General features: G+C 55.1%; 19 protein-coding genes. All 19 read right to left on the reverse strand.

Translation table 11 applies throughout. The annotated features are described in order from the left end of the window. Positions 1–185: 185 nt before the first annotated feature. A complete protein-coding gene (locus BMZ40_RS19225; RefSeq protein ID WP_143075609.1) occupies positions 186–554 on the reverse strand; it encodes a hypothetical protein in 369 nt (122 codons plus the stop codon). Positions 555–939: 385 nt separating this feature from the next. Next, on the reverse strand, positions 940–1,563 hold the full coding sequence (locus tag BMZ40_RS11295) for an SEL1-like repeat protein (RefSeq protein WP_092375549.1): 624 nt from the start codon (positions 1,561–1,563) through the stop codon (positions 940–942). Between the two features lie 115 nt (positions 1,564–1,678). After that, entirely contained in the window at positions 1,679–2,296 is a 618-nt protein-coding gene (locus BMZ40_RS11300; protein WP_092375552.1) for a type II secretion system protein, read from the reverse strand. Between the two features lie 63 nt (positions 2,297–2,359). After that, positions 2,360–2,977 carry a prepilin-type N-terminal cleavage/methylation domain-containing protein gene (locus BMZ40_RS11305; protein ID WP_092375555.1) on the reverse strand — a complete coding sequence of 206 codons (618 nt, stop codon included), beginning with the start codon at positions 2,975–2,977 and terminating at the stop codon, positions 2,360–2,362. A gap of 235 nt (positions 2,978–3,212) precedes the next feature. Continuing rightward, positions 3,213–4,052, reverse strand: a complete 840-nt coding sequence (locus tag BMZ40_RS11310) for a tetratricopeptide repeat protein (protein WP_092375558.1) — start codon at positions 4,050–4,052, stop codon at positions 3,213–3,215. After that, the gene (locus BMZ40_RS11315) at positions 4,049–5,614 is read right to left on the reverse strand and encodes a pilus (MSHA type) biogenesis protein MshL (protein WP_177193126.1); all 1,566 of its coding nucleotides are present in this window, start codon (positions 5,612–5,614) and stop codon (positions 4,049–4,051) included. The genes BMZ40_RS11310 and BMZ40_RS11315 overlap by 4 nt, the downstream gene beginning before the upstream one ends. Before the next feature lie 409 nt (positions 5,615–6,023). Further along, a complete protein-coding gene (locus BMZ40_RS11320) occupies positions 6,024–6,644 on the reverse strand; it encodes a hypothetical protein (protein WP_092375564.1) in 621 nt (206 codons plus the stop codon). Position 6,645: 1 nt separating this feature from the next. After that, positions 6,646–8,190, reverse strand: coding sequence for a hypothetical protein (locus tag BMZ40_RS11325; RefSeq protein ID WP_092375567.1), 1,545 nt, complete (start codon positions 8,188–8,190; stop codon positions 6,646–6,648). Positions 8,191–8,201: 11 nt separating this feature from the next. Then, positions 8,202–8,708, reverse strand: coding sequence for a hypothetical protein (locus BMZ40_RS11330; protein ID WP_092375570.1), 507 nt, complete (start codon positions 8,706–8,708; stop codon positions 8,202–8,204). A 3-nt stretch (positions 8,709–8,711) separates the two neighbouring features. Then, positions 8,712–9,941: a type II secretion system F family protein gene (locus BMZ40_RS11335; RefSeq protein WP_092375573.1), complete on the reverse strand. Its 1,230-nt coding sequence runs from the start codon at positions 9,939–9,941 to the stop codon at positions 8,712–8,714. Between the two features lie 14 nt (positions 9,942–9,955). Further along, positions 9,956–11,620 (reverse strand): GspE/PulE family protein, encoded by a 1,665-nt coding sequence (locus tag BMZ40_RS11340; protein ID WP_092375576.1) that lies wholly within the window; start codon positions 11,618–11,620, stop codon positions 9,956–9,958. Then, positions 11,617–13,125, reverse strand: coding sequence for an ExeA family protein (locus BMZ40_RS11345; RefSeq protein WP_092375580.1), 1,509 nt, complete (start codon positions 13,123–13,125; stop codon positions 11,617–11,619). Before BMZ40_RS11345 ends, BMZ40_RS11340 begins: the two co-directional genes overlap by 4 nt. Before the next feature lie 266 nt (positions 13,126–13,391). Then, positions 13,392–14,306 (reverse strand): type II secretion system protein, encoded by a 915-nt coding sequence (locus BMZ40_RS11350; protein WP_092375584.1) that lies wholly within the window; start codon positions 14,304–14,306, stop codon positions 13,392–13,394. 7 nt (positions 14,307–14,313) lie between these two features. Next, a complete protein-coding gene (locus tag BMZ40_RS19590) occupies positions 14,314–14,787 on the reverse strand; it encodes a type II secretion system protein (RefSeq protein WP_177193127.1) in 474 nt (157 codons plus the stop codon). Beyond that, on the reverse strand, positions 14,784–16,241 hold the full coding sequence (locus BMZ40_RS11360; RefSeq protein ID WP_092375587.1) for a type II secretion system protein: 1,458 nt from the start codon (positions 16,239–16,241) through the stop codon (positions 14,784–14,786). The genes BMZ40_RS19590 and BMZ40_RS11360 overlap by 4 nt, the downstream gene beginning before the upstream one ends. Further along, positions 16,238–16,885: a type II secretion system protein gene (locus BMZ40_RS11365; RefSeq protein ID WP_092375590.1), complete on the reverse strand. Its 648-nt coding sequence runs from the start codon at positions 16,883–16,885 to the stop codon at positions 16,238–16,240. The genes BMZ40_RS11360 and BMZ40_RS11365 overlap by 4 nt, the downstream gene beginning before the upstream one ends. Before the next feature lie 44 nt (positions 16,886–16,929). Next, positions 16,930–18,312 carry an HD domain-containing phosphohydrolase gene (locus BMZ40_RS11370; RefSeq protein WP_177193128.1) on the reverse strand — a complete coding sequence of 461 codons (1,383 nt, stop codon included), beginning with the start codon at positions 18,310–18,312 and terminating at the stop codon, positions 16,930–16,932. Positions 18,313–19,001: 689 nt separating this feature from the next. Further along, a complete protein-coding gene (locus tag BMZ40_RS11375) occupies positions 19,002–20,240 on the reverse strand; it encodes a response regulator (protein WP_092375597.1) in 1,239 nt (412 codons plus the stop codon). Between the two features lie 23 nt (positions 20,241–20,263). Further along, positions 20,264–22,810, reverse strand: coding sequence for a PAS domain S-box protein (locus BMZ40_RS11380; RefSeq protein ID WP_177193129.1), 2,547 nt, complete (start codon positions 22,808–22,810; stop codon positions 20,264–20,266). Between the last annotated feature and the right edge of the window lie 47 nt (positions 22,811–22,857).

Below are 22,857 nucleotides of genomic sequence, written 5' to 3' on the forward strand. Positions count from 1 at the left end.
AATGTGCTGGGGTATGAGTGCCGGTCAAGGAAGGATGTCTCAAGTTTAACGTGACCTGTTTTCGAAATAGAAGGCACGTTTATTGGTATTTTATAAAAAAAAATGATACGATTAATATTTGTAAATATAAAATCAGTATTATTACTTTTATAAATTTTTGAATTACAATTGAAAAATTCTATGTATTATTTTTTTTGTATTACCTTGTACTTGATGCATCCGAAAGGATTTATTGTTATGATATTAGTCATTGGGCAAAAAATATTGCCTATTGCATTTGTGTCAATTGATTGATTATCGTTATATAAGGTTCCAAGTGAGATATGTGTTAGTTGAAATAAAACTCCATTTGTCGTAATGCATTGTACATCAATTGTTTCTATTTTAGAGAAAAATTCTAAAATGAATGGAGTGTGTATGAGTTCAACATCGAAAATTCCGAATATATTATTCAATTCATGTTCTGAATTTATATTTTGAAAACCTACTGATTTAGCCCATTCTATTGTCTTAAATAGATTCATTTCTGTAAACATTCCAAATGAGCATTTCATGTTTATTCCTTCCTATGCTTTGTGAAATCAAAAATGATTCATTTTAAGTCGAGTGTTGGATTTATTTTTCCAAGTCTGCAAGAAATATGAAAATGAGTTTTTTTGGGGGGGGTAATGTCAATCCGCAGATTGCCGACAGTCAGGTGCCCGTGAAGTTCGACAGCTATCGCATCAAAGTCGGTAAGTCCATACTGAGACAATCCAAATCATGTGCTCACGGATTATAACAGCGCTTAATAATTTGCTTTGTTATCTGCTTCGGTGCTTTGAGAAGTCAGCAGAATTTTGGGCGTGCGAACTGAAGGGCTGTCAGGGAGGTTTGTTAAGCAGTGCTTTTGCCTAAGTGTTGAGAAGGAAATGCAAGGGGTGGCGCAGACTTGAGGCTTCAATCCTCTCCTGCAGTAACTTCTGTCAGCAGGCCTCGCTTGACAAGAGCCGCTTTCACTTCCGGGCACGGCGTGTATCTTCCCTTCAGGTACAGGTCGAAGAGCAGGTCGCCTGCGGTTTTGTCTCCTGTCACGGCATTGCGTTCCAGTGTGTTCAGTTGAACGTCATTATGATCGCATGGCGTGGACGTTGGTTCAGTTGTAGTCATCTCCTCTTCCTGGTTTTCCAGGTTTTGGCCGGTCTCATGCCCCTCCCTGGTCTGATGGCACGGCACTGTGATTCCTCCCAACTTGGCCCAGTATTCGGCGCGCTCCATATCCTTGGGCACTCCATCGCTCCCCCTTGCGTACACGCTATAGAGGGCTGCAATGGCCGTCTTGTCTCCATTTCGGGCTGCGTATTCGAGCGTCGTCAGTCCATGTTCCTTGTCGAGTATACCACCGAGGACGAGGAGCATGCCGCAGGAAAACTGTCCTCCAGACGTGCCGGTACACGCTTTTGCAAGTGATTTAGCAGGTGGAATCTGGACCCCAACCTGTTGGAGTCCATTTTTTTCCGCAAAAGCCCCTACAGGAAAAGTCAGGATGAGCAGAAGCAGCAGGATGTTTCTTAAGATCGTCATGAAATTTCCCCTTGGTCTGGGCATACTGGAATGTGCTTTTTACGGAAAAGGATTCGAAGTCCAAGATAACCGGTTGGGAAGCTCGCGGCTTGATACATGGTCACGCCAGATGCGTTCACGGCGCCAGTTTCAGGTGGATGTTGGTCTGGCCGCGCAGGCTCCAGCAGTCGGTTTGGGGGTTGTAGTTACCGCCCAAGACAATAACGCTCCCAGTGTTCGCGTTGCCGTCGTCGATCATTTTGTCCAGGGCACAGCAGACACGCTTGTCCGCTTGGGTTCCACCCGGTAGATCCAACCAGTTTAGATTCTTACCCAGCATTCCACTTGAACTCATGAACACAGTCCTAGGTTGACCATATAACGACTCCCGGTCCGAGGACTCGAGGATACCGGTCACGTCGATGAGAAGATGCCAGAACGCTCCAAGTTCCTTTCCACTCAGATATCCATTTTTCGGTTCCGTGCATGCCGCAGGGCTTGCCGGGGTCGCGTCAGGGCAGCCGTCTCCCGGAAAAGCTCCATAGCGGTCATAATAGGTGTTGCTGGCTCCGATGATTTTTGAATACTGGGCGGCAAGGCTCTTGACCCGGCCCTGGTCGATGAGTTCGCGACCCTTGAAGACCATGCCGAGGATGAGGCCGATGACCACGAGCACGACGGCCAGTTCGATGAGGGTGAATCCGGTCGCTTGAGTCTTGCAGAAACGGTTTTCGGGCATGGTGCAGGGTTTCATGAGCTCCTCGGCGGGCTGGGCGCCCCGGACTGAACCCGGGGCGCCCAAAGTGTTTGAATGGAGTTAGGGCAGAACCTTGAGCAGCACGCTGGCTGTGCCTTCCTTGCTCCAGCAGTCCGCTCCAGCTTGGTAGCCATCGTTATCAGTGGACTGGGCGGCACCGCCAAAGGTATCCTCAGGACTATCTTCGCCGGCACGGATGATACCGGTGTCGGGATTGCCATCGTCGGCCACACGGTCCAGATCGCAGACCAGGCGCAAGTCAGCGGCCTCAACGTAGACCCAGGTCGCGTTGGAGTTGCCACCGACTCTCCATTCGTCACCGAGGGCGCTCTTGGTATCGGCGGTGGTCAGGATGCCCGAATTTTTGAGAAGGGTGAAGAAGGCGGCAATTTCATTGGCGTCTGAGACGATACCGTCGTACGCTCCAACACCTTTGCCAAGGCAAGCCTGGGGAGTTGTGTCAGCAGCTCCACACCCATCACCAGGATATACCCCATAACGGTCCAGATAGATGTTCGTGCCGGCGACAACCTTGTTGTAGGCGGCGTTGGCGCTCTTGACCTTGGCGCTGGCGATGAGCTCGCGGCCCTTGAAGACCATGCCGAGGATGAGGCCGATGATCACCAGCACGATGGCCATTTCGATGAGGGTAAAACCCTGCTGTCCTTTCTTTTGCATTCAGATTCTCCTTTTTTGTTATTGGTTGGTCGATAATGTTTGAGTTCTTCCGGCACGTGCGCGGCTTTCGCTGCGCTGGCCGTGCCTGCGGTTCCCGAGGTGCAGTTCGAGAAAAAATGTCCGACCGACCTGTGTTACCATGTTGAACTTGGGGCCGTTTCTCCCTGCGCGTCATGCGCGGCCAAGCGTTGACGCCTGCGGAAGAGCGGGGTCCGGTGCCTCTTTAAGTCGCGAATCACGATGGGGTCGATGCATTCATTTCTGGTCGCCTTTTCACCTCCTCTGGGATGATTTTTCCCAGATCACGTATTTTCTGATCTTGCGGAAAGTCTTCCTGCAGGCGCTTCCAGGTTTGACGGGCAGCCTCGTTTTTCTGCTGCCCGAGCAGCGCCAGCACCAGGTTGACACGGACCGTAGCGTCGGCCCGGTGATCCCGGGTCAGGTTGACGAACATTTTTTCGGCTTCGGCATGGTCACCGCGTTTCAGGGCCACAGTCCCTGCCCATTTCCGGTACAGGACACTGTCCTGCCCAGCCTCGCGCAAAAGTTTCTCCAGGAGGGGGCTCATGGCCTGCAGGTCGTCCCGAATCCAGGCCGAAGCCAGTTGCCGATCAAGCTCCATGACTACACGGTTGCGGCGCGCCCTGCGCTGAAAGAGCTCCTCCAGTTCCTTTGATGGCTGGAGCTGCTGGGCGGTATCCGGCTCCGGGGCGGGCAGCGTTTTTTGCACCGGGGGAGCTTCGTCGCGCGCGTCCAGGGACGCCGTCAGCGTCTCCAGTTTTGCGAGGGGCGTGGGCAGCGATTCCTCTTCCCAAGGGATGATCTCCACAGTGCCGGGTCCCTCAATTACTCGCGCAGTCTGCTCAATAGGCAGCCAGAGCCGGACCTCCTTCTGGGCCCAGACCACCAGGCCGTAGCCCGTCATGCAGAACACGGACAGAATCAGGAGCAAGAAGACCACCCGTTTGGACATATCGCGCCCCTGGGAGCGTCGCTGCTGCATGGCCGGGCGGAAAGCCTCTCCTGTCGCCCCGCCGGCAGTGGCCTGCTGCAGGCTCTGGTAGATGAGACTCACCCAACCACCCTGATATGCATGACAACGACCAGTTCGCGGACCTGCTCCGCATCCTCCCGATTGTTGAAGGCCCATCCCAGCCCGGGAATGTCGGCCAGTCCGGGCACGGCGCTGTCGGTTTTGCGGGCATCCTTGTAGATCAGACCGCCGAGAATGACCGTGTCCCCGGAGTGGGCGCGCACACTGGTGTTGATGTTGCGCACGTCGACCACGGGCAGAGTGACGCCAGAGCCGTCGACAAAGGTCATCCCCTGGCTGAGGTCGACCTTGCTCGTGATGGGGAAGACCTGCAGATCGATGCTGCCGTCGTTGGTGATGAAGGGGATGACGCCGAGCATGACGCCCTCGAAGGCCGAAGCCGTGGTCGTGCTGATGTTGACGACGTCGCTGTCCGTGTTGGTCTCCCGGGTGATCTCCTTGACGTAGTTCTTGGTTGTCCCCGATGTGACCAGCGCCGGCATGCCATGCCGGGTGCGCACATGCGGGTTGGAGACGACCCGCACTCCGCCGAAGGTCTGCAAAGCGTTGACCGTGGCCTGGAAGATGGTGTCCACGGTGTTGCTGACCGTCGTCAGCGTCGGGTCACCAAGGACGATGGCACTCAGCGCCGAGCCGGTGTTGCCTCGCGTGCCGAGACCCGTATCGGCGTTGGCACCGAGTCCGTAAGCATAACCCCGTCCGTCGTGGACGCGCTTCTGGACGAAGTTCCAGTCGATCCCGAGATCGAAACCGTCGCTCAGGGCCACTTCCAGGATCTGCGCGTCAATGATGACCTGGCGGCTGAGTTTTTCCCTCAATTGCGTGATCATGGCAGAGATGGTGCTCATGCGCCTGGGAGTGGTCTGTACGTATATGCTGCCGGACATGGGGTTCAGCGTGCTCGCGCCCTGCCGGCCATCGGCGCCACCGAGGATGGATTCGATGTTCTTCTGCAGGCCCGCATAGAGCGACCCGTCTTCCATCGTGAACGACTGGGAGGAGGAGAGCTGAAAGGTGCCGCTAAGGTTGTTGCCTGATCCTTCCCCGTCGGAGCTTCCGAAGATGTTTCCGCCGGACTGGGAGATAACCTGGGATTTGGCGTTCATGAACTCAAGGTTGAACGTCCTCTCCTCGAAGCGCTCCACTGTCAGCACGTTGTCCCGCACGCTCCAGTGCACGTCGTAGGCACCGAGCAGGGACCTGACCACATCCGAGGACAGGGCGTCCTGAAAGCTGATGGTGACGCGGTTGTCCAAGGAGATTTCCGGGTCGATGACCAGGTCGAGGCCGGCGTTTCGGACCACCACGAAGAGGACATCGTTGAGTGGTTCATTGCGCACGGAGATGGAGATGCGCGTCTCATCCAGGGGGTTGTAGCGGGGCAATTCGGGCACAAGGACTGGACGATCCTGTACGGTGGAGGATTCAAATTCCCGGATGCCTTCATCGCGTGTGTGCAGGAGGTCGCGCTGCTCCTGCGCCATGGCCTGTCGGAGTGCCTCGTAGTTTTTGGGGCCGTCCAGGCGTGAACGGTCTTGATTGGGTGCGCAGGAGCAGAGCATTATCAGCAACGCTGTCGCCAAGAAAACTCCTGCATTTTTGCGATTCAATGTATGCAAAATTGTGCTGTATTGAGATGAATTCATTTTATGATATTATTTGTAATAAAAATATTTATTTACTTTTATTTTTATCATTATTATTTTTTTCAAAAATGTAATTGATTTCTTGTTGATAAGAGTAGTCATTTTTTATTCCTCGATAAAATGATTATTTTTATTTTGATATAAAGAAAAGAAAATCAGATACGTAAAAAATGCGTATTTTTGTGTATATAGCTATTTCTGTACGGGTAAAATTCGTAGATTCTGATTCGGTGATGTTTTTCACAAAGGAATTCTTGGGGCGATGTTACTTTGCTGAAAGGTTGCAAAATGGTTCTGAAGCGCGGGTTTCCGAAAGTGTTCGCGCTTCAAGATGAACTGGTCGGGGTCAGTTCGTCGGATTCGGGCTTGCGAATTGACGCAGGAGTTGCATGACCTGCCCGGGTTTCACTTCCAGACTATCCAGGTCCGGGTCGAGAGTCGCACCGGCAGCTCGCTTATCCGCGCTGGCCTTTGGCCCCCCTTGGGAGGGTTTCTCGAGTCGGACCTCCAGGGGCGGCGTCCAGACCACGAGCTCCGCCTTGTCGGGTGTCAGCAGGATAACTCCATGGGCCGTTATGTCCTGGACGATGCGACCATCGGGGAGAACTTCGCCCTTGCGCACGACGCGTCCATCGATCATGGCCACGGGGGTCTGGGTGTTGTGTAGAATCATGCCCAGTCTGGTCTGGTCCCGCTGGCCTCCGCGTGTGCCCAGCAGCGTCGGATCGACCTGCCTGACAGCGGGTTTTGAAGCCTTGCCATTCGTCCAACTGGCGGCATCGAGTAGACTGGTCATAGCCTCCGGTTCCGGCAGGCTGGCGGGTTGGATGTCCTGAATCTGGGGGCGCAGGGCCCTGCCCTGATTCACCGTGTCCACGACCGACCAGGCCGCAACCACCGTGAGTGCGCAACAGACAAGAGCAAAGAGCGCCAGACGTCCTGTCAGCGAGAAGAGGTGTGGGTGCATGTCATTGTGCCGCAGTGTGTTTAAGGGTCAGGGTGAAGTAGTTTGTGTCCATATCAAGCTGAAGTTCCTGACGAACGATTTGAAAGCCAGATTGGTTCAGGCGTGACAGAAATTCGGAATACAGGGACCTGGCCTGATTGAGGCCTGCGTCAACGGTGCCCTCCAGGCCGATCATGGCTGTTTTGCCTTCATAATTGATTTCAATGGACTGGATGGTGCATGATTGCGGCCGCATCTGGCTGATCAGGTTCCACAAGTCCGCAAGTGGTGTTGCGGAGCGGGCGTTTTTGAGTGTTTGCGCCATCGACACACCCCGTTCGATGGTTTCGCGATCCTCATCGGAGAGCGTGTTTGCAGCGCCAAGTTCAGTCTGCACGGACTCCAGTTCGGCCTTTTCGAGCACCAGGCCCTGAAGCCTGGCTTCCATACGGTCGGCTAGGCCGTGTCCCCACCATCCGGCAGCGCCGGTCATCAGGGCGAGCGCCAGGGACGTAGCCCAGATCCATTTTTCCAGTGGCTGAAGCCGTGCTGCCAGGCGATCGGGGAGCGCCGTCAGCGAGGTTTTGCCGCTTGCCCGTCCGACCAGGCCTGGAAGGGCCGAATACCAGGTGGTCTCGCCGCATTGCAGCGCCGTGACCGGCATGAATTCAAAGGATTCTGCAGCGGCGGGAGGAAGCAGAGGCCGCCTGCTCCAACCTTCTATCCAGATGTTGCGTTGTATCTCAAAACCGCCATCGCGGGCGGCCTGTTTCATGTCGGCCATTACCGCGTCGACACTGATCTGGAAATCGTCCCCATGGTCCTCGCTCAAGGTGTAGCGTCTGGACCACAGCAGCCCGCCATTACGCCCGCACAGCAGTACAAGGCTTTTTGGAAGATGCAGGGTCAGGGTCGTTGTGGTGTCCTTGGGCTGGCAGTACAGCAGTCCGAAGAGAAGAGTCACGGTGTCGTGCAGCAGAAATCCGCGCGCAGAGCCCGTAAACTGGGTCTTCAACCGATTGAGATGCTGTGAAGGCATGAGCTGGTAAGTCAGCATGACCTGCCCGGGGGCGATGGCCTTGCGGACGAGCGGGTGCAGTTCCATGTCCTGGGTCAATTCTCCGTTGCGCAGCAACGTGCGTTTGGCCAGAACATGAGCGTATTTCGGGGAAGCGGATTCGACGAGGACGTTTCCGGGCCCCGGAGCTGTGAAGAAATCCACTACCAGAGTGTGCCAGTGCGACAGAACTTCGTCGGGGGACATGAGCCGGGCGCGGTTCGAGGACAGCTCGAACCTGCCTTCGCTGCACTCGAGGACAAAGGGGGAATAGCGGGGGGCTTCGTGCATGACCGGGATCCAGGCTTCCTCACGACGCTCGGAATCACTGACCGTCGTGTGCAGCGCGGAATCAAGGGTCCATTCATCCTGAACCTGCCCTTCGTCTGTGGGAAATGTCAGGGTGGTGTCCGCATATGGTGCGGCCATTTCGTTAGCGCCACTGTCTGTCTGGTTTTTGTCATCCGGTGCTTCGGTTGTGGCTTCAAGAACGAATTTTTCTGCGGTCATAGATGGTCTCATCAGCGCTGATTGCGATTCGGGGTGAGAAAGTGTCCCTGAAAATTGAGGTGATAGCGCTCCGTGTCAGCGGCGAGGGGCTGCTTTTCGGTATTTTCTCCATCAAGTGACGAGGGCCGGGGAACGTCGGCGCGGGCTACCCGCATGGAAAGGGGCTGAAACCAGTATTCCCCTGGTCTCGGCAGGGCATTGGACGCGATCAGAAGAGATTGGGCGACTTCTTCCCACGGCAGGTCCCGGGAGATGAACACCGGATAGGAATGCCAGCCCTCTGGTTCCAGCCTCACTCGTCGGCAGAGGCTTGCTATGTCGCGCCACATCTGGATTTGCGGAGCCTCCTGCCGCAGCCTGGCGATGCTTTGTTCCAGCGTGTCCAGTTCCTTGAGCACGACGGCGGTGCGGGCATGCGAGTGAGCGATGCGTCCGATGGCCTGGGCCAGAGCTATCGAGCCGACGGCCAGGGCCGAGAGGGTGAGAATTGTCATGGTCCAGCGCTGTCTGTTTGTCATTTTTTAGTTACCTATGGCTGTCATGAGGTCGTAGACGGGCATCAGCAGTCCGATCATGATGATGGCAAAGAGGCCGCCGAGTACCATCATGATCAGTGGTTCCAGGGTCTTGGAGAGCACTTGGACGAGGCCGTTGAGCTTTTCGCGGTACAGGTCGGCGACATAGGTCGCCTGGCTGTCCAGACGGCCGGTCATCTCGCCGACGGAGAGCATCCTGATGGCGAAGGGGTCGAGGGCTTGGTGCTGTTTCAGGGCCTCGGAGAGCAGGTTGCCGGCCTGGAGCGAGTTTTGCGCCCCGAGCAGGCGTTTTTTATAGATTTCGTTGCCCGTCGCCTCTGTGATCATGGTCATGGCGCGCAGGACACTGATGCTCGTGCCGAGCATGATGCCTAGATATTCAGTCGCCCTGGCCACCAGGGAGGTGTGTACAATGCGGGATATGACAGGCGCGCGCAGGCTGAGGTAGCTCAGTGCGTAGCGCACCGCGTATACCTTGCGGCGCAGGATCGAGAGAAGGATGACGAGGCCCGTGGCGAGGATGGCGACGATGCCGAACCATTCCTGGAACCAGTCGGACGCGGCGATGAGCATCCGGGTCGGCAGGGGGAGTTCGACGCCCAGGTCCTTGAACAGGCTTACCAGCTGCGGCACGACATACCAGAGCCAGAAGACGACCGCCCCGAGGACAACCACGAGCAGGATGGCCGGATACGTCATGGCGCGTTTCGTGGCGCTCACGATCTCGTGCAGATGCAGGAGATGGTCCCCGCATTTCTTGAGCATCTGGTCGAGCCTGCCGGCCTCTTCGCCAATGGCGACCATGTGCTGCACCACGAAAGGAGCCAGTCGCGGGTGCTTGATAAGCGCCTCGGAGAATGTCTGGCCCGCCTGAATATCGGCGCGGATGCAGCGCAGCGCGGCCTTGAGGTGCCTGTTGGCGGCATATTCCTGGATTTTGTCCAGCCCATCCAGAACGGTTACGCCCGCACCCAGGAGCATGCCCAGGTTGTGATAGAATTCGGCCAGTTCCAGTCTGGAGAAGGACCCAAGGCCGACCCCGAAGAACTGCGCCAGCATGTTGACTGGTCCTGGCAGCGGTCTGACTTCGAGGGCGATGCCGCCGTCATGCTCGACATAACGCACTGCCGCCGTGAGGTCGGCGATGGGCAGTTCTATGACGCCGGAGACGATCTTTCCGGTCTCCGAGATGAGCTTGTAGCGAAAGAGATGCATTGCCCGACTTCCCTTCAGCCCGACGTCGCCGAGGAATAGCGCGAGGCGCCCAGAACACGCTGTAACTCTTCGACGCTTGTCTCTCCGCTTGCCACCTTGTTTACGCCGATGTCGAACATGGTCGTGAATCCCTGCTTCAGGGCCAGTTCTTCGAGCTGGTACAAGGCCGCATCCTGTTCGATCAGGACCCGCATCTCGTGGGTGATGGTCAGAATTTCATAAAGAAGGGTGCGGCCGCGATATCCTGTTCCGCCGCATGCCGAGCAGCCCTTGGCCCTGTAAAGGGTCCGAATCCGTTTGCCCAGGTAGGCCAGGTCACTGGCCGCCGGCTCGTATTCTTCCATGCAGTTCCTGCACAGGGAGCGGGCCAGGCGCTGGCTGACGACGCTGACCAGCGATTCGGCGATGGACAGGTTGTCCAGTTCGAGTCCTTTGAGTCGCGGGATGGATCCCAGGGCCGTGTTGCTGTGCAGGGTGGAGAGCACCATGTGACCTGTGGTGGCAGCGGTGATGGCAGTCTCGGCGGTCAGTTTGTCGCGCATTTCGCCGATGAGGATGATGTCGGGGTCATGCCGCAGAAAATATCGCATCGCATTGGCGAAGTCGTATCCTGCCTCTTCGTTGACCTGCGTCTGCCTGGCCAGGGGCACGACATGTTCGATGGGGTTTTCGACCGTCAGCACGTTTTTTCCCAGCAGATCCAGCGAAGAGAGTCCGGCGACCAGGGTCGTCGATTTGCCCGAGCCTGTCGGCCCAGTCAGCAGGATGATGCCAAAAGGTTCGCGAAAGGCCGAGGCGAGTCGCTCCAGGTCTTCGGGCAGAAAACCGAGAGCCTTGAGGCTCAGGCTGCCGCGCTCCATGTGCAGCAGGCGCAGGACAATGTTTTCGCCGTACGGCGTCACCAGCGAGGAGGCGCGGATGTTTATCGTGCGGTGCAGCAGCGTCACGCTCCAGCGTCCGTCCTGCGGCAGGCGCTGCTCTGAGATGTCCATGCCGGCCGTGAGCTTGATGGTGGTCAAGGCGCGTTTGAGCGTCGGCGGAAAGAAGCGCACGCTGCGCAGGACCCCGTCCACGCGGAATGCGACATTGATGCCGTGCTCCATGGGGCGGATATGGATGTCCGAGGCGCGCTCCCGAATGGCGAGCAGAAGAAGGTACTCCACAAAGCGATCGGGCCGGGTGGTCAGGGTGGTATCGTCGGCCAGGATTCGCGCTTCACGGTCAAGCATGACTTCCACGGGATTTTCCAGGAAGAAGAAGTATTCGTAAATAGCCGAAACTATTTTTGTTTCTTCGGTCAGCACGAACTTTGGCCGTTTTCCCGTAAAGCGCAGACAGGCCTGTTCCATGGCCGTATCGGGCAGGCTTGAAGTGGCCATGGTCACGAATTGTGCATCATCGCCCAAGGGGAAGATGCGCAGGTTGAGGCATGTGCCGCGGTTGAAGCGGGCGAGCAGGGTCTGGTCCGGAGTTTCCTTTTCAAGATCGATGTGTGGGAGGCCGAGCTGGACGCTTAAGGCCCTGGTGATGTCGAATTCGGAGACGATGCCAATGCCGCTGAGCACCTGCCCGAGTTTCTGACCCGTGACGTTCTGCTCTTGCAGGGAGTATTCGATATGCCTGTCGGAGATGAGACCTTTATCTTTGAGCAGATCTCCGATGCGAATGGATTGAGTCATGATTTTGGGGTGTTGGATTGACGAAAATGGCGGAGCCAGAAGACCGTGCCCGGATCCAGGGCGCCGGTGGCGGGCAATCCTACGGAGCGCTGAAACTGACTGCAGGCATACCAGGTGGCGCTGTTGAGCTGCCCGTTGGCGGGTTTGGAAAGAAATCCCAAAGCCTTCAATCGGCTCTGGGCCTCTTCTACCAGGCGCCCAGACTCGCCGGGCGCCGGGGTTTCAACCGGATACTCCGAATGCCAGATAATCAGCCACTCTGGCGGCGTCTGCGAAAGTTTCTGCCACGGCAGGGCCCTCCAGGAGGGTGAAGACTCATTTGTGTCCGGCAGCGTATCGAGAAGGGCCACGGCGAGGCCCGGGGGCAGGTTTTGTCTCAAGGCCGTGATCTTTTTTTCGGCGATGGCCATCTTGACCCAGGGTGTCAGTGATTGGGCTTGCGGCTTGCCAAGAAAACCTTCCAGTTCAACGAGAGCGGAGGTCACGTCTGTGCGGTAAATGTTTTCTTCACCGCTTGGGGCCGCTTCGACATCCCGAATCACGTTCTGTCGGAACATCCCCGCCGGGACAATCTGTTCCATGGGTCTGCCCGTGAAGCTGAAGACGCTCAGGCCCAGAAGCGTCAGCATGACCAGGCCCGCGATGAGGGGCAGCGGTGACCGCGCGGGGTGTATGACTCCGCTCATTTCTGAGATGCCGTTCAGTTCACGGATGGCCAGGTGCATGATGCGTGGGGATATGGCCTGCCTGTTGTAGGCAAGGCAGCCGTAAAGCGCTCTCTCCATGATCAGCTTGGCCAGGCGCACGTTGCCGCGCGTGGCCCGCCAGAGCATCCAGGCGGCAAGGCCTGTCAGGCGTATCTGAGACCCGGCCTGGCTGAGCTTGAAGTTTACGTAGCCGATCAGTTCGGAGTGAGTGAACTGTGGCAGGATCTCATAAATGGCGATGCGACTCTTGAGTTGACGCATATCGTGCTGTCTGAGCCGATGGTCGAGTTCGGGCTGTGCAAAGAGGATGACTTGGACAAGCTTTTGGCCTTCGAATTCGAAATTACCGAGCATGCGTAGCGCTTCCAGGGAGTCGTCGCTCAGATTATGTGCCTCGTCCACGGCGATGACTGCAGTCTGGCCCGCCGCGTGAGTTTTCAGGAAGAAGTCATGAAGAATCTTTTGGTAATCCAGAAGCGTGAAGTGCCGTTCGCATGGCAGTCCGAAGTCGCTCGAAATTGCCCGGAACAATTCTTCCTTGGTGAACATCGTGTTGAAGATCCAGGCGAAAACGGTGTGCCGTTGTTCAAGGATGCTGAAAAGTTGCAAGGAGAGGGAAGTCTTGCCCACGCCGACCTCGCCAATAAGGACCATGAACCCTTTTCGCGTCATGACTCCATGTTCGAATTCGTCCAGAATGACGCGTGTCGCCTGAGTTTGGTAGAAACCGCTCCGGCTGGTAGCCATGGAGAACGGATTTTCCGTGATGTTGAGTTGAGAGAATGTTGTGTCATTCATAACGTGTCTTGTGCGGAGTTGGATTTTTTATTCCATGATGAGTAGTGGTTGTGGCTGAATGCGTCGCAGTTGCACATTTTACGTCGTTGGAAATATTTTAATCATAGACCTGTGTGGCCGTGGGGCAAAGCTGATTGAATACGTAAAGAATGCGTATGTTTGTGGGATTCCGTTCACGGATTATGTGCGGGCCTTTTCGGGGGCGGTCTCAAATTCAGCCTGGCCTGATCGTCGGTTACAGTGAAGGGGTAACTCCTTTGTTCTGGTCATGGCCCAACCCGGGCAATCACAAGGGTCGTGATGTCTATCTCTTTTCCGGCGGCGATGCTGTGATAGTACCATTTTTCGTCGATCATCGAATACCACAGGCTCCAGTTCAGGCTGGCATTGAGTACGTATGCAGTGCCGTCCGTCCCGGTCACGAGGAAGGTGTATCCATCAGCGGGCGTTACTTTTGTCCGGTTTCCGGCCGTGGCGTAGTATACGCCGTCATAGGCGGTCCCCCACTCAGCAGGGTCCAGCCCTATATCGGTAAAGGCGTAGTCTCCCCAGCTCCTGGGGTAGTAGCCTTTTTCGTCATGGAACTTCCGGACCAGGGCAATCATCGCCGTGGATATTTCGGCAAAGGTAGATCCGAGGCTGGTGAGAGGCGGGTCGTCCCCCGATCCGGGATGGCCTGAGAGGAGCCCATTGACAAAATCGAGGGTGGCGTAATCAATGATGTCGTCGAATGTATCGGGCGCGCCTCGTTTCTCGCGCAGGTGCCCCATGGCGATTGTATCGCCGAGATAATCGTTGCCCAGATCCGGGGCCCGGTTCTTGCCGAGGCTCGCCACCCAGAACGCGACCTTCAGATCTCGGCCCTGGTCGGGCAGCCTGAGGGTCAGCGGCGCATCGCTCTGTTTGTGGTACACAATGGGCCCGGCCAGGCGATCCAGGCGCTGGGCCATGGAATTTTCGAAGTGGTCCGCCTCTGGAAGCCGTCCGTGTGCAATCAGGTAGCCAAGGATCTCGTTTCTGGCATTGCGGACCGCCCGTTTCTCCTCGACCAGAAAGTCTTTTTTCTGGCTGGCGATGTAGCGCGGGGCGATGGTCATGATGAGCAGACTGACGATGACCAGGAGCATGGACAGTTCCACCAGCGAGAATCCGCTGCAGTCCTTGCGTTTGACCTTGCGCATGTGTCGTTTACCTGCAGGCATGGTACTTGAGCTGGTCGAGGCTCATGAATTCGACGAGGTCGTCTCCGCGTTCCGAGAGCTTGATTTCTGCGCCGATTTCGTACACTGCGTCCGCCCTGCGATTTGGACCTGGCGAGGCGATAAGGAAAACCGCTTTGGCAGACTGCCCGATTTCCAGGGTCATGTCGAAACCGCCCGCATTTTGAGAGCAGATGTCCGCGTCCATGGCGAGATACGTATACGGGCTCCCCCAGGTGTCCTGTTCGGGCAACCCGGCCTCGTCGAGGCTGGCGGGAAGCCGCCCGCGTTCACGCGCAATGTCGACGAGGGCGTGGCGCAGAGAGATAAGGGCGTCCTTGTTTTCATGCAGCTTTTCGTGACGTACGCTGTCCACCAGGGGTGGGACGAGCAGTGTGACGATGAGTCCCAGGATGACCAGTGCAATGGCCGATTCGATCAGGGTGAAGCCGTTTTTTTTCATGGCGCTGTGTTGACGAAGCGGAACCGTGCGTCGTTGACGATCACTTCCTGGGCGGGATGGCCCGTCCCTTGCGTCCATCCGAACATGACGCTGTCGAAGCGATCGTGCCATTGCCTTGGAAACTGTACGGCATCCGCCGCGTATCTCGCGGCGTTCACGGGCGTGCCGGTCAGGGACTTGCCGAGGTCCTCGCAGTCCGTGCAGTCGAACCACGCATGCACCGTATAGTCGCCATCGCCGTCCGCGCGGTCGGCGCGGGTGATCTCGACGCGGACAGGGTAGATGCGCGTGCCCCTGAATTCGAGTTTCTCGTTCAGAAGGTCGTAGTCCGGGACATCCGGGTCCGGTGGGTTCGGCTCCAGCTTGTGCTTGCAGTCGTCCTGTCCGCGCACCAGATCCGTTTTGCCTTCGTTGCTGCCCCAGTACAGGATGCCAAGGTGGTGGCAGCCGTAGCTGTTGCATTCGCCAGTGGGGTCGTTGTTGTCCTTGGTCGACGAGAAGTCGATCTCAACCCCGATCTTGGGCGGCAGGACAAACGGGGCGACACCGTCGTCAAACCCCTTGTTCCGAAAGGACGTCGACGCATAGCCGATGGCCGGGCCGTATCCTCCGCACGAATCGGGCGAGTTGCTATGGGCGCTGATGAGGGAAAATGTGAATCCGTCATCCACGGTGTTGCTGATGTTCGCTACCGAGAATTCGAAATAGGCCCTGAATTCCCCGCCAAAGGAGCAGTTCCCGTCGACACAGACGCCGTCATCTGTGGTTCCGGTGTACCATATGCAGCCGTAGCTTTGCAGGTCGGGATGACGACGTGGGACGCCCAGGGTGATCGTCTTGGCGTCCTCGTCGACGCTGGCTCCGATTTCAGGTTCGCTGGAGACGACAGAGTAATCCCCCGGGGCGGTGAAATCTTCCATTGTGATTTCAGTGCCGGCATTGTCATCGACGTGGCGCAGGGGCGTACACATGAGGGTCTTCAGATGCTGCAGAGTCACGTAATGCACGAGATCGTCGCCCTTGGCTGTTGCATTCGTCGTCATGCCAGGAAGAACTTCGGCCCGGTTATCTTGGCCGGAACTGGCGATGACGAAGGCGATGTCTTCAAGTTGTTGTTCTTCGGAGGTCGTGAAGGTGTTGGCTGTGGAATTCGCGGTGCAGATGTCGTGTTCGGAGTCTGTCACGAGGTTTGCGGCGGGGGCGTAGGCAATGGGTTGTTTCCAAGGGTCGACGGGTTTTCCCAGGGTGTCGAGATCAGGAGGAATTTGATGTTTGTTGGCCATGGCGTAGCCGATGATTTCATCGCGCACGGCCGAAAGTGTCGCCCTGGCCTCGGACATTCTGTCGCGCTGCGAGGTGGCCAGCAGGCCAGGCAGGAGAAGCGTCGCCATGAGCCCGATGATGGCCAGGACGATGGCCATTTCAATGAGGGTGAACCCGGGGTGCCGTTTCATGGACCCACCGCGTGTCTGATTGCCGTCGAGAGTTCATATGCCTTGACCACAAGGACCATGTCGTCGCGGTTGTCTGAAAAGTCCGGCGGGGAAGGCTGCGAGCCTGATGCGAGTATTTCGGCCCATGGCCCGGTGTCGAGCTTGTCATAGGTCGCGTTGGCTGCCTTCCCGTCCTTGCCGAGGCTTATCAGCGCGAATGCCACGCCGCCCTGCTCGCCGCCCTCGGCATCAGGGAGGATGATCTTTGAGTCGTTGTGGATGCTGGCGGCAGTCTGGCCGCGCGCTTCATCACTGACGACGGCGTCTCGCTCGCACAGGCCGGACCCTTCACTGTCGGCACCGACAAGCCAGCGCGGTGCGTTTCCCCATGCGTCCTTCCCGACGGCAGCACTGCAGGCCTTGAAGTCCGCCTCCCTGGGATAGTGCTCGGTAACCAGTATCGTGCGCTGGAGGCATTCTTTCATATGGCGAAGCTGGGATTTGGTCTGTCCGGCCCGTCTGGCCTCGGCAAAGCTGCTCCAGGACAGCATGGCCATACCGGCCACGAAGCCGATAACAACCAGAAGGATAGTGATCTCCAAAAGCGTAAAGCCTTTTTCTTTACACCTTGTTGGGGGGCGCTGCCCTTGTGTCCCGAAAATCATGGGCCGTTTCCTTGCGATGATACCGGCTGTTTTGTGACAGCGATTCAAATCACGTTATCCTGTACAATTTCCGGGTTCATCGACAGCAATTCCTCAAATGCTTCTACGACTTCCGGGTCAAAGGTCTTGCCCTTGTAGGAAATGAGCTCCCCCAGCGCGACGTCCCTGCCCAGCCCGGTCCTGTATGGCCGAAAGGAGGACATGGCCTCGAAAACGTCCGCCACTGCTATGATCCGGGCCTCAAGCATGATTTCATTTTTTTTGAGGCCATTGGGGTAACCGCTGCCGTCGATGCGTTCGTGGTGCTGGAGCACGATATCTGAGACAGGTGAGCAAAAGGGAATGTCGTGGATGATCTGAAATCCAGTCAGGGGATGCTGCCTGATCATGGCCAATTCTGGTTCGCTCAATCTGCCTGGTTTTGTGAGGATCTGTGACGGGATGGATATCTTGCCGATATCGTGCAATTTGGCCGCGATCTCAAGACCCAGCAGGCGTTCGGGGGCAAGGCCGAGAATTTTGCCGATCTCCCTTGACAGCCGGGCGACCCTCGCCTGGTGTCCGGCGGTGTAGGGGTCGCGAATTTCGGTCATGCGGGCCAGGGCTTCAACTGTTTTTTCCATGGTCTGTTCAAGGATGAACATGCGCTCGGCCAGCAGAGTCTCCTTTTCCTTGTGGTCGGTATCGTCGCGCATTATGCCGATCATTTTCCAGGTTCTGTCCTGGTCCCGAAAGACGTCGAGAACCTGTGTGATCCATCGCTCCGATCCGTCTGGCAGGGATATCCGGTGCGAAAATTCCTGGAACTGGCCCGTGTTTTTGCAGTTATGAATACTGTCTTCAAGCACCTGTCTGTCCTCCGGGAAGACGGTGCCGAAGAACTGGTGGATATCTCTGTTGGGACATTTTGGGGCAAAATGCATGATCCTTTCGAATCCGGCATTCCAGGTGAATGTGCCGTCGAGGATATCCCACTCCCATCTGCCCAGGGTTTCGGACCGGACCAGAAGAGCTCTCTTGGTCTGGTGCAGGCGGATTTGGCTCAGATATTGGTTGAGGACGTCAAGGAGCGTTTCGCTGTCGACGGGTTTGGTCAGGAATCGTTGGATCTGGCCGGAGTTGATGGCTTCGATGACCCTTTCCTTGCTCGCTTGCCCCGAAAGGACGAGGCGGATGATTCCAGGATAGAGTCGGTGGACGTTGTAAAGAAATTCCGAACCCGTCATGGTTGGCATCTGTTCGTCGGCAACGACGATGTCAACGTGCGTTGAAGAGAGTATTTCCAACCCCTCGGCCGCCGACGCAGCGAATAGTTTGTGGAATTTGGCCTGGTGCAATGCAAGCCTGAGACCTTCAAGCACAGATATCTCGTCATCGACGAAAAGGACACATTGTTCTCGTCTGATGGGTTCTTCCTGTCTGTACATCAAGTCAGCTTTCTTCTGTTGAAGTTGATCCATATGAATGTTGCCGTGTTCTTTATGATTTGATTTACTCATGCCAATCTCATGTGGTTCACAGGTTGTGAAGCTTTTTTGTCCAGAATGTATTTATTAATTTTCTAAGAAAATTGAGGCTGGGAGAGATGGATGATTTTGAAGGTATGGAGTGATCTTGGTGTATTGATGTTTTGTGCGTTGAGAACTGGAATGTGTAACAGTATATCGTTTTTGATGGCGAATGTTGCCGGAATATGGTTGGCACAAGGTGTACAAGGGGGAGGGGCATTATCATCTCCGGTTTGGAATAATTCGTCATGCATGACTGCACTGCAAAAAAGTCGAGAAATATCCTGAGTGTCATCCTCGCGAAAGTGTTCACGGCATGGGTCGGCGAATCATGTGTTACAGTGTTTGAAATCCATTATTTTCAGTTGTTTAAAAGAAGGGGGGCCCGGTTTTGAGAGACTGGCAGTTTTTTGGATTGCCGTCCAAGTAGCCAGAAAATTCTACATTTATGCGTAGACAATACTTCAAAATTTGGTGGCGAGACAGGGGTTAGAATACGGTATTAATGCGGTGAGTGTTCTCGCAGGCGGATGTTTGTGCTGTGTTTTGCTGGTGTTGACTTGGAATTTTAAAATTCCTTTTTTATATATAATTTTAATGTAAAAAAATTATTTATAGAGAAAAGATTTTCTTTCATCTAATTTTTCATTTGTTATTTTTTCGAAACATTTTTCTCTCCAATATTCATAATTAGGTATGCATGTTTTAATTTCTTCATTGGCATGTTTAATTTTTTTTTGATTGATATATTGGCTTATATGTACGATTTCATGATCTATTATATTTGCAGCATATAATATTTTTTTTATTGAATTTGATTCATCATTATTTGATTCAGAAAAGTGATGCGATTTTACAGCATCTATTTGCGATTTTTTAAATCCCCATAAATTCATGATATAAGCTCCAACTTCTGCGTGCGTAACGTTCAGAAAATTTTTTTCCGCTTCATAAACTGTACAATTTTCTTCGTGGACCATGTCGATGATTATTTTGAAATCTTCAGGAATGATGACTGAAAGTACCACTTTTCCAATGTCATGAAGCATTCCTGCGATGACGCAGTCATCACGAGATCTGGTTGGCAGGTTTTCTTCAGTGGCAATGAGCTTGGCAAATACGGAAACCCTTAGACAGTGATTCCAAAGCTTCGATACGGAAAAAACCGGCATGGTCTTCTGGTCAAAAATTGAGAAGAGATGTGTTGAATATACCAGGGTGCGCAAGGTCTGTGTGCCCAGTAGCTTCACAGCGTGGTCGAGTCCCGTGACTTTACCCCCCAGACCGAAAAAAGCGCAGTTTGTGACCCGCAGCACCGTGGCCGAAAGTACCATGTCCTTGTTGATTATTTCGCAGATTTGTCTCCAGGAGCTGTCGCTGTCATCCAGGGCCAGCGTCAGTTCTCTGTAGATAGCCGGGAGAGCCGGCAAGCTTTCCATGCTCGATATGACATCCTTGATTTTCGTGTTTTCAAAGGAGTCGTCCAGGTTCAAGGCGTTGCTGATCGTTGTTACAAGCTCCTGGGTGGTGCAGGGCTTGCTCAGATACTGATGCGCCAGGGAAATGTTTTGCAGTACGCAATTTTGCTCGGCATAGCCAGACAGGACGATCCTGCCCATTGACGGATGTTCGCGATTGGCCAAGGCAAGCAATTGTGCTCCGTCGATGCCCGGCATGCGCATGTCGGTGACGAGCAGGTCGAATCGCGAGATCTTCAGCATGTTTACGGCCTCCTCGCCTCCCAAGGCGAAAACCATGTCCCATTCGTCGCGCATCTCGCGCAAGCTGAGGCGAAGACTGTTCAGGACATTCTTGATGTCGTCCACGAAGAGGATTCTTTTTTTCATAGCGTGTCCATGCTTTTCGTGGTTCAGAGCAAACTGGCGTTTGTAGGAATCCGAATGAGGAAGCTTGAACCTGTTCCCGGTCTTGATTCGAAGAGAATCCTGCCGTTATGTTTGTTCACTATGGTGTCGTAAGCAATGGCGAGCCCTTGGCCGGTACCCTTGCCGATTGTTTTCGTTGTGAAGAAAAGATTGAAGATTTTGTCCTGAAGGTGCTCGGGTACGCCTACACCCGTATCCGCGATTCGGATTTCAACGCAACCTTCCGCGTTGCGTGTCGAGACGGTGATGGTTCCTGTTTCCATGGTGTCCCGCACCTTCTCCTCTATGGCATGCGCTGCGTTGATGATGACATTCAAAAAAACCTGGCTGAGATCACCCGGACTGCACATGACACAGTTTAGGTCGTTTTCGAAATCCTTGCTTAGTTTAGCTACATACTTCCATTCGTTCTGGGAGATGATCAGTGCGTTTTCAAGAAGTTCGTTGATGTCGGTCATCTTCTTTTCATCGATGCCGCAATAGGCAAATCGATTCATGGCCTTAACGATGGAAGAGATTTTGTCGATTCCGGTTTCAATTCTGCTGAACGTGGCCGGGAGTTCCCGCTGGATAAACGTGAGATCGATGTCTCGCAATACGTCCTTGAGCTGCTGGACAGCCTTCGGGGAAAAGGAGCTTTCCGACGCGCACAATCCTTCGACCGTGACGAACAAAGTCGACAGGTCATGGAAGACTTCGCGCAGGAAAGTCGTCGAGTCGCTTACGTATTGCGTAGGAGTATTGATTTCGTGAGCTATGCCTGCCGCCAACTGTCCGACTGCCTCCATTTTCGCCGTTTGGGAAAGTTGCGCCTCAAGAGTTTTGATTTCAGTGATATCCTCGCCCAGAATGATATAGCCCGCCTGCTCACGCAGATTGTCCTGAAGGGGGCTGACAGTGAGCATGAGCAAGGAGTCTCGACCGTCGGCGTTGACGTACCCGACGTTTGCGGCGCGGTAGGATTTCTGGGTCGAGAGGCATTCCACGACGCTGGTGCGGACAATGTTCCAATCCCAGGTCAGGGTCAGGTCGTAGAAGGTCTTGCCGACGGTTTCAGGGCTGTTCAGGCCAAAGGCCTTCTCCGCGGCGCTGTTCCATCTCGTGACCTGGTTCCTCTCGTCAACGGCGATAAGAATGGCCGAGATCGAGTTCTGTATTGTCTCCAGATCCCTGATGAGCTGCATCCTCCAGGTGATCTCGGATTGCAGCTTCTGATTGGCGCTGGCCAACTCATGGGTCCGCTGTTTGATGCGTATTTCAATGAGGTCGTATGATTCCAGGGCCGCATTCCGGGCCGCTATGAGCCTCTCTTCATGCAAGCTTCTGAGCTTCGCGTTGGTCAGTAGTTCGGCGAAGATCACAAGCAGTTTGAGTTCACTTTCGCTCCAGGCCTTTTCCCGAGTGATGGACGCCAAACCTATGAACCCAAAGCACGCCTTGGTATTGTAAAGAGGCACTGCAATGAGTGATTTGGTCCCAAGCCTCCCAAAGACTCTTTGCACTGGAGCGTTTCGGGGCAAGGCTTCGACGCTGGGAATGCTGAAATTTTTACGGGCGCGATGCGCTTCGACAAGGCCAGGTATCAGGCTGGTGGGTGTGCTCTGCAGCCTGCCCTTTATAGAGGGTGTGCTCGGGGTGCGCCATTCGTGAGTGAGCGACAGGGTTTCCATGCAATAGTCGTAACGGAAAAAGCAGGCTCGATCCATTTCACAGTAGCTGGCGACAAGGCCCAGGGCACCTTCGATGCCCTGCTCGAGGTCGTCTATCTCCCTGCTGACGAAGTTGATGGCGAGTTCAAGAATGGCAGTTTGAAACGCGGCCGTTTTCATGGCCAACTCCTCGGCGCGCTTGGTCTGGGTAATCTCCATGGTCAGACCGATGATTCCTTCGACACTTCCATCAAGACCCATGACCGACACCATGCGTCTGACAAAGAATTTACGCCCATCGCCCTCGCCGAGTTGCACTTCCCTCTCCACGGCCCTGCGCTCACCCTCAAAGAGGGGGCGTTCACCTTCCTCTAGAAATTCGGCCATTTTTGTAGGGAAGAGATCCCAGGAGGTTTTGCCCATAAGCTCTTCGTGCGAAAGACCGAAAAATTGGCAGGTGGCTGAATTCGCCATGATATACCGGCCTTTGTTATCTTTGCGCCAGGCGAGTCCGGGGAGGGAATTGAAGAGGACATTGAAATCATCAATGTGCTTGTGGATCTTTTCCGACGCCTGCCGCTGTTCATCCAGGCGCACTTTGAGCAACATGCGCTCAGTCTGGCCGCGCGTCAGGAGGGAGAAGGCTCCAAGGAGCATGGTGCCGATGAACGCCACGGCCAGGGCGGAAAAAAGCTCCGCAGCGCGGAGAGGTTCAGGTATTGGCGTCAGGGAAAGTAGTGAAAATGAGGTGTCGGGGATATTTATTTTCATGGCCAGGCATTTTTCCGACCAGTCGGCAGGGACGGCGCCAAGGGATTGCGGGGTTGGGATGACGGTGGGGGTAGGGTGGACACTTTTCAGCGGCTCCAAAAGAGGGGTCATGGTGCCGCACTTGCATGAGACGAGTTTTTCTTTGTCTACGATGACGT

It is taken from the genome of Desulfomicrobium apsheronum (assembly GCF_900114115.1).
Classification (GTDB): domain Bacteria; phylum Desulfobacterota; class Desulfovibrionia; order Desulfovibrionales; family Desulfomicrobiaceae; genus Desulfomicrobium; species Desulfomicrobium apsheronum.

Excerpts from the sequence above, each read along its gene's own strand:
- BMZ40_RS19590 (WP_177193127.1), bottom strand. The coding sequence starts at position 14,787 with ATGAAAAAAAACGGCTTCACCCTGATCGAATCGGCCATTGCACTGGTC.
- BMZ40_RS11340 (WP_092375576.1), bottom strand. The coding sequence starts at position 11,620 with ATGACTCAATCCATTCGCATCGGAGATCTGCTCAAAGATAAAGGTCTC.
- BMZ40_RS11295 (WP_092375549.1), bottom strand. The coding sequence starts at position 1,563 with ATGACGATCTTAAGAAACATCCTGCTGCTTCTGCTCATCCTGACTTTT.
- BMZ40_RS11335 (WP_092375573.1), bottom strand. The coding sequence starts at position 9,941 with ATGCATCTCTTTCGCTACAAGCTCATCTCGGAGACCGGAAAGATCGTC.
- BMZ40_RS11345 (WP_092375580.1), bottom strand. The coding sequence starts at position 13,125 with ATGAATGACACAACATTCTCTCAACTCAACATCACGGAAAATCCGTTC.
- BMZ40_RS11350 (WP_092375584.1), bottom strand. The coding sequence starts at position 14,306 with ATGCGCAAGGTCAAACGCAAGGACTGCAGCGGATTCTCGCTGGTGGAA.
- BMZ40_RS11375 (WP_092375597.1), bottom strand. The coding sequence starts at position 20,240 with ATGAAAAAAAGAATCCTCTTCGTGGACGACATCAAGAATGTCCTGAAC.
- BMZ40_RS11300 (WP_092375552.1), bottom strand. The coding sequence starts at position 2,296 with ATGAAACCCTGCACCATGCCCGAAAACCGTTTCTGCAAGACTCAAGCG.
- BMZ40_RS11320 (WP_092375564.1), bottom strand. The coding sequence starts at position 6,644 with ATGCACCCACACCTCTTCTCGCTGACAGGACGTCTGGCGCTCTTTGCT.
- BMZ40_RS11305 (WP_092375555.1), bottom strand. The coding sequence starts at position 2,977 with ATGCAAAAGAAAGGACAGCAGGGTTTTACCCTCATCGAAATGGCCATC.
- BMZ40_RS11330 (WP_092375570.1), bottom strand. The coding sequence starts at position 8,708 with ATGACAAACAGACAGCGCTGGACCATGACAATTCTCACCCTCTCGGCC.
- BMZ40_RS11360 (WP_092375587.1), bottom strand. The coding sequence starts at position 16,241 with ATGAAACGGCACCCCGGGTTCACCCTCATTGAAATGGCCATCGTCCTG.
- BMZ40_RS19225 (WP_143075609.1), bottom strand. The coding sequence starts at position 554 with ATGAAATGCTCATTTGGAATGTTTACAGAAATGAATCTATTTAAGACA.
- BMZ40_RS11370 (WP_177193128.1), bottom strand. The coding sequence starts at position 18,312 with ATGTACAGACAGGAAGAACCCATCAGACGAGAACAATGTGTCCTTTTC.
- BMZ40_RS11380 (WP_177193129.1), bottom strand. The coding sequence starts at position 22,810 with ATGACCCCTCTTTTGGAGCCGCTGAAAAGTGTCCACCCTACCCCCACC.
- BMZ40_RS11325 (WP_092375567.1), bottom strand. The coding sequence starts at position 8,190 with ATGACCGCAGAAAAATTCGTTCTTGAAGCCACAACCGAAGCACCGGAT.
- BMZ40_RS11365 (WP_092375590.1), bottom strand. The coding sequence starts at position 16,885 with ATGATTTTCGGGACACAAGGGCAGCGCCCCCCAACAAGGTGTAAAGAA.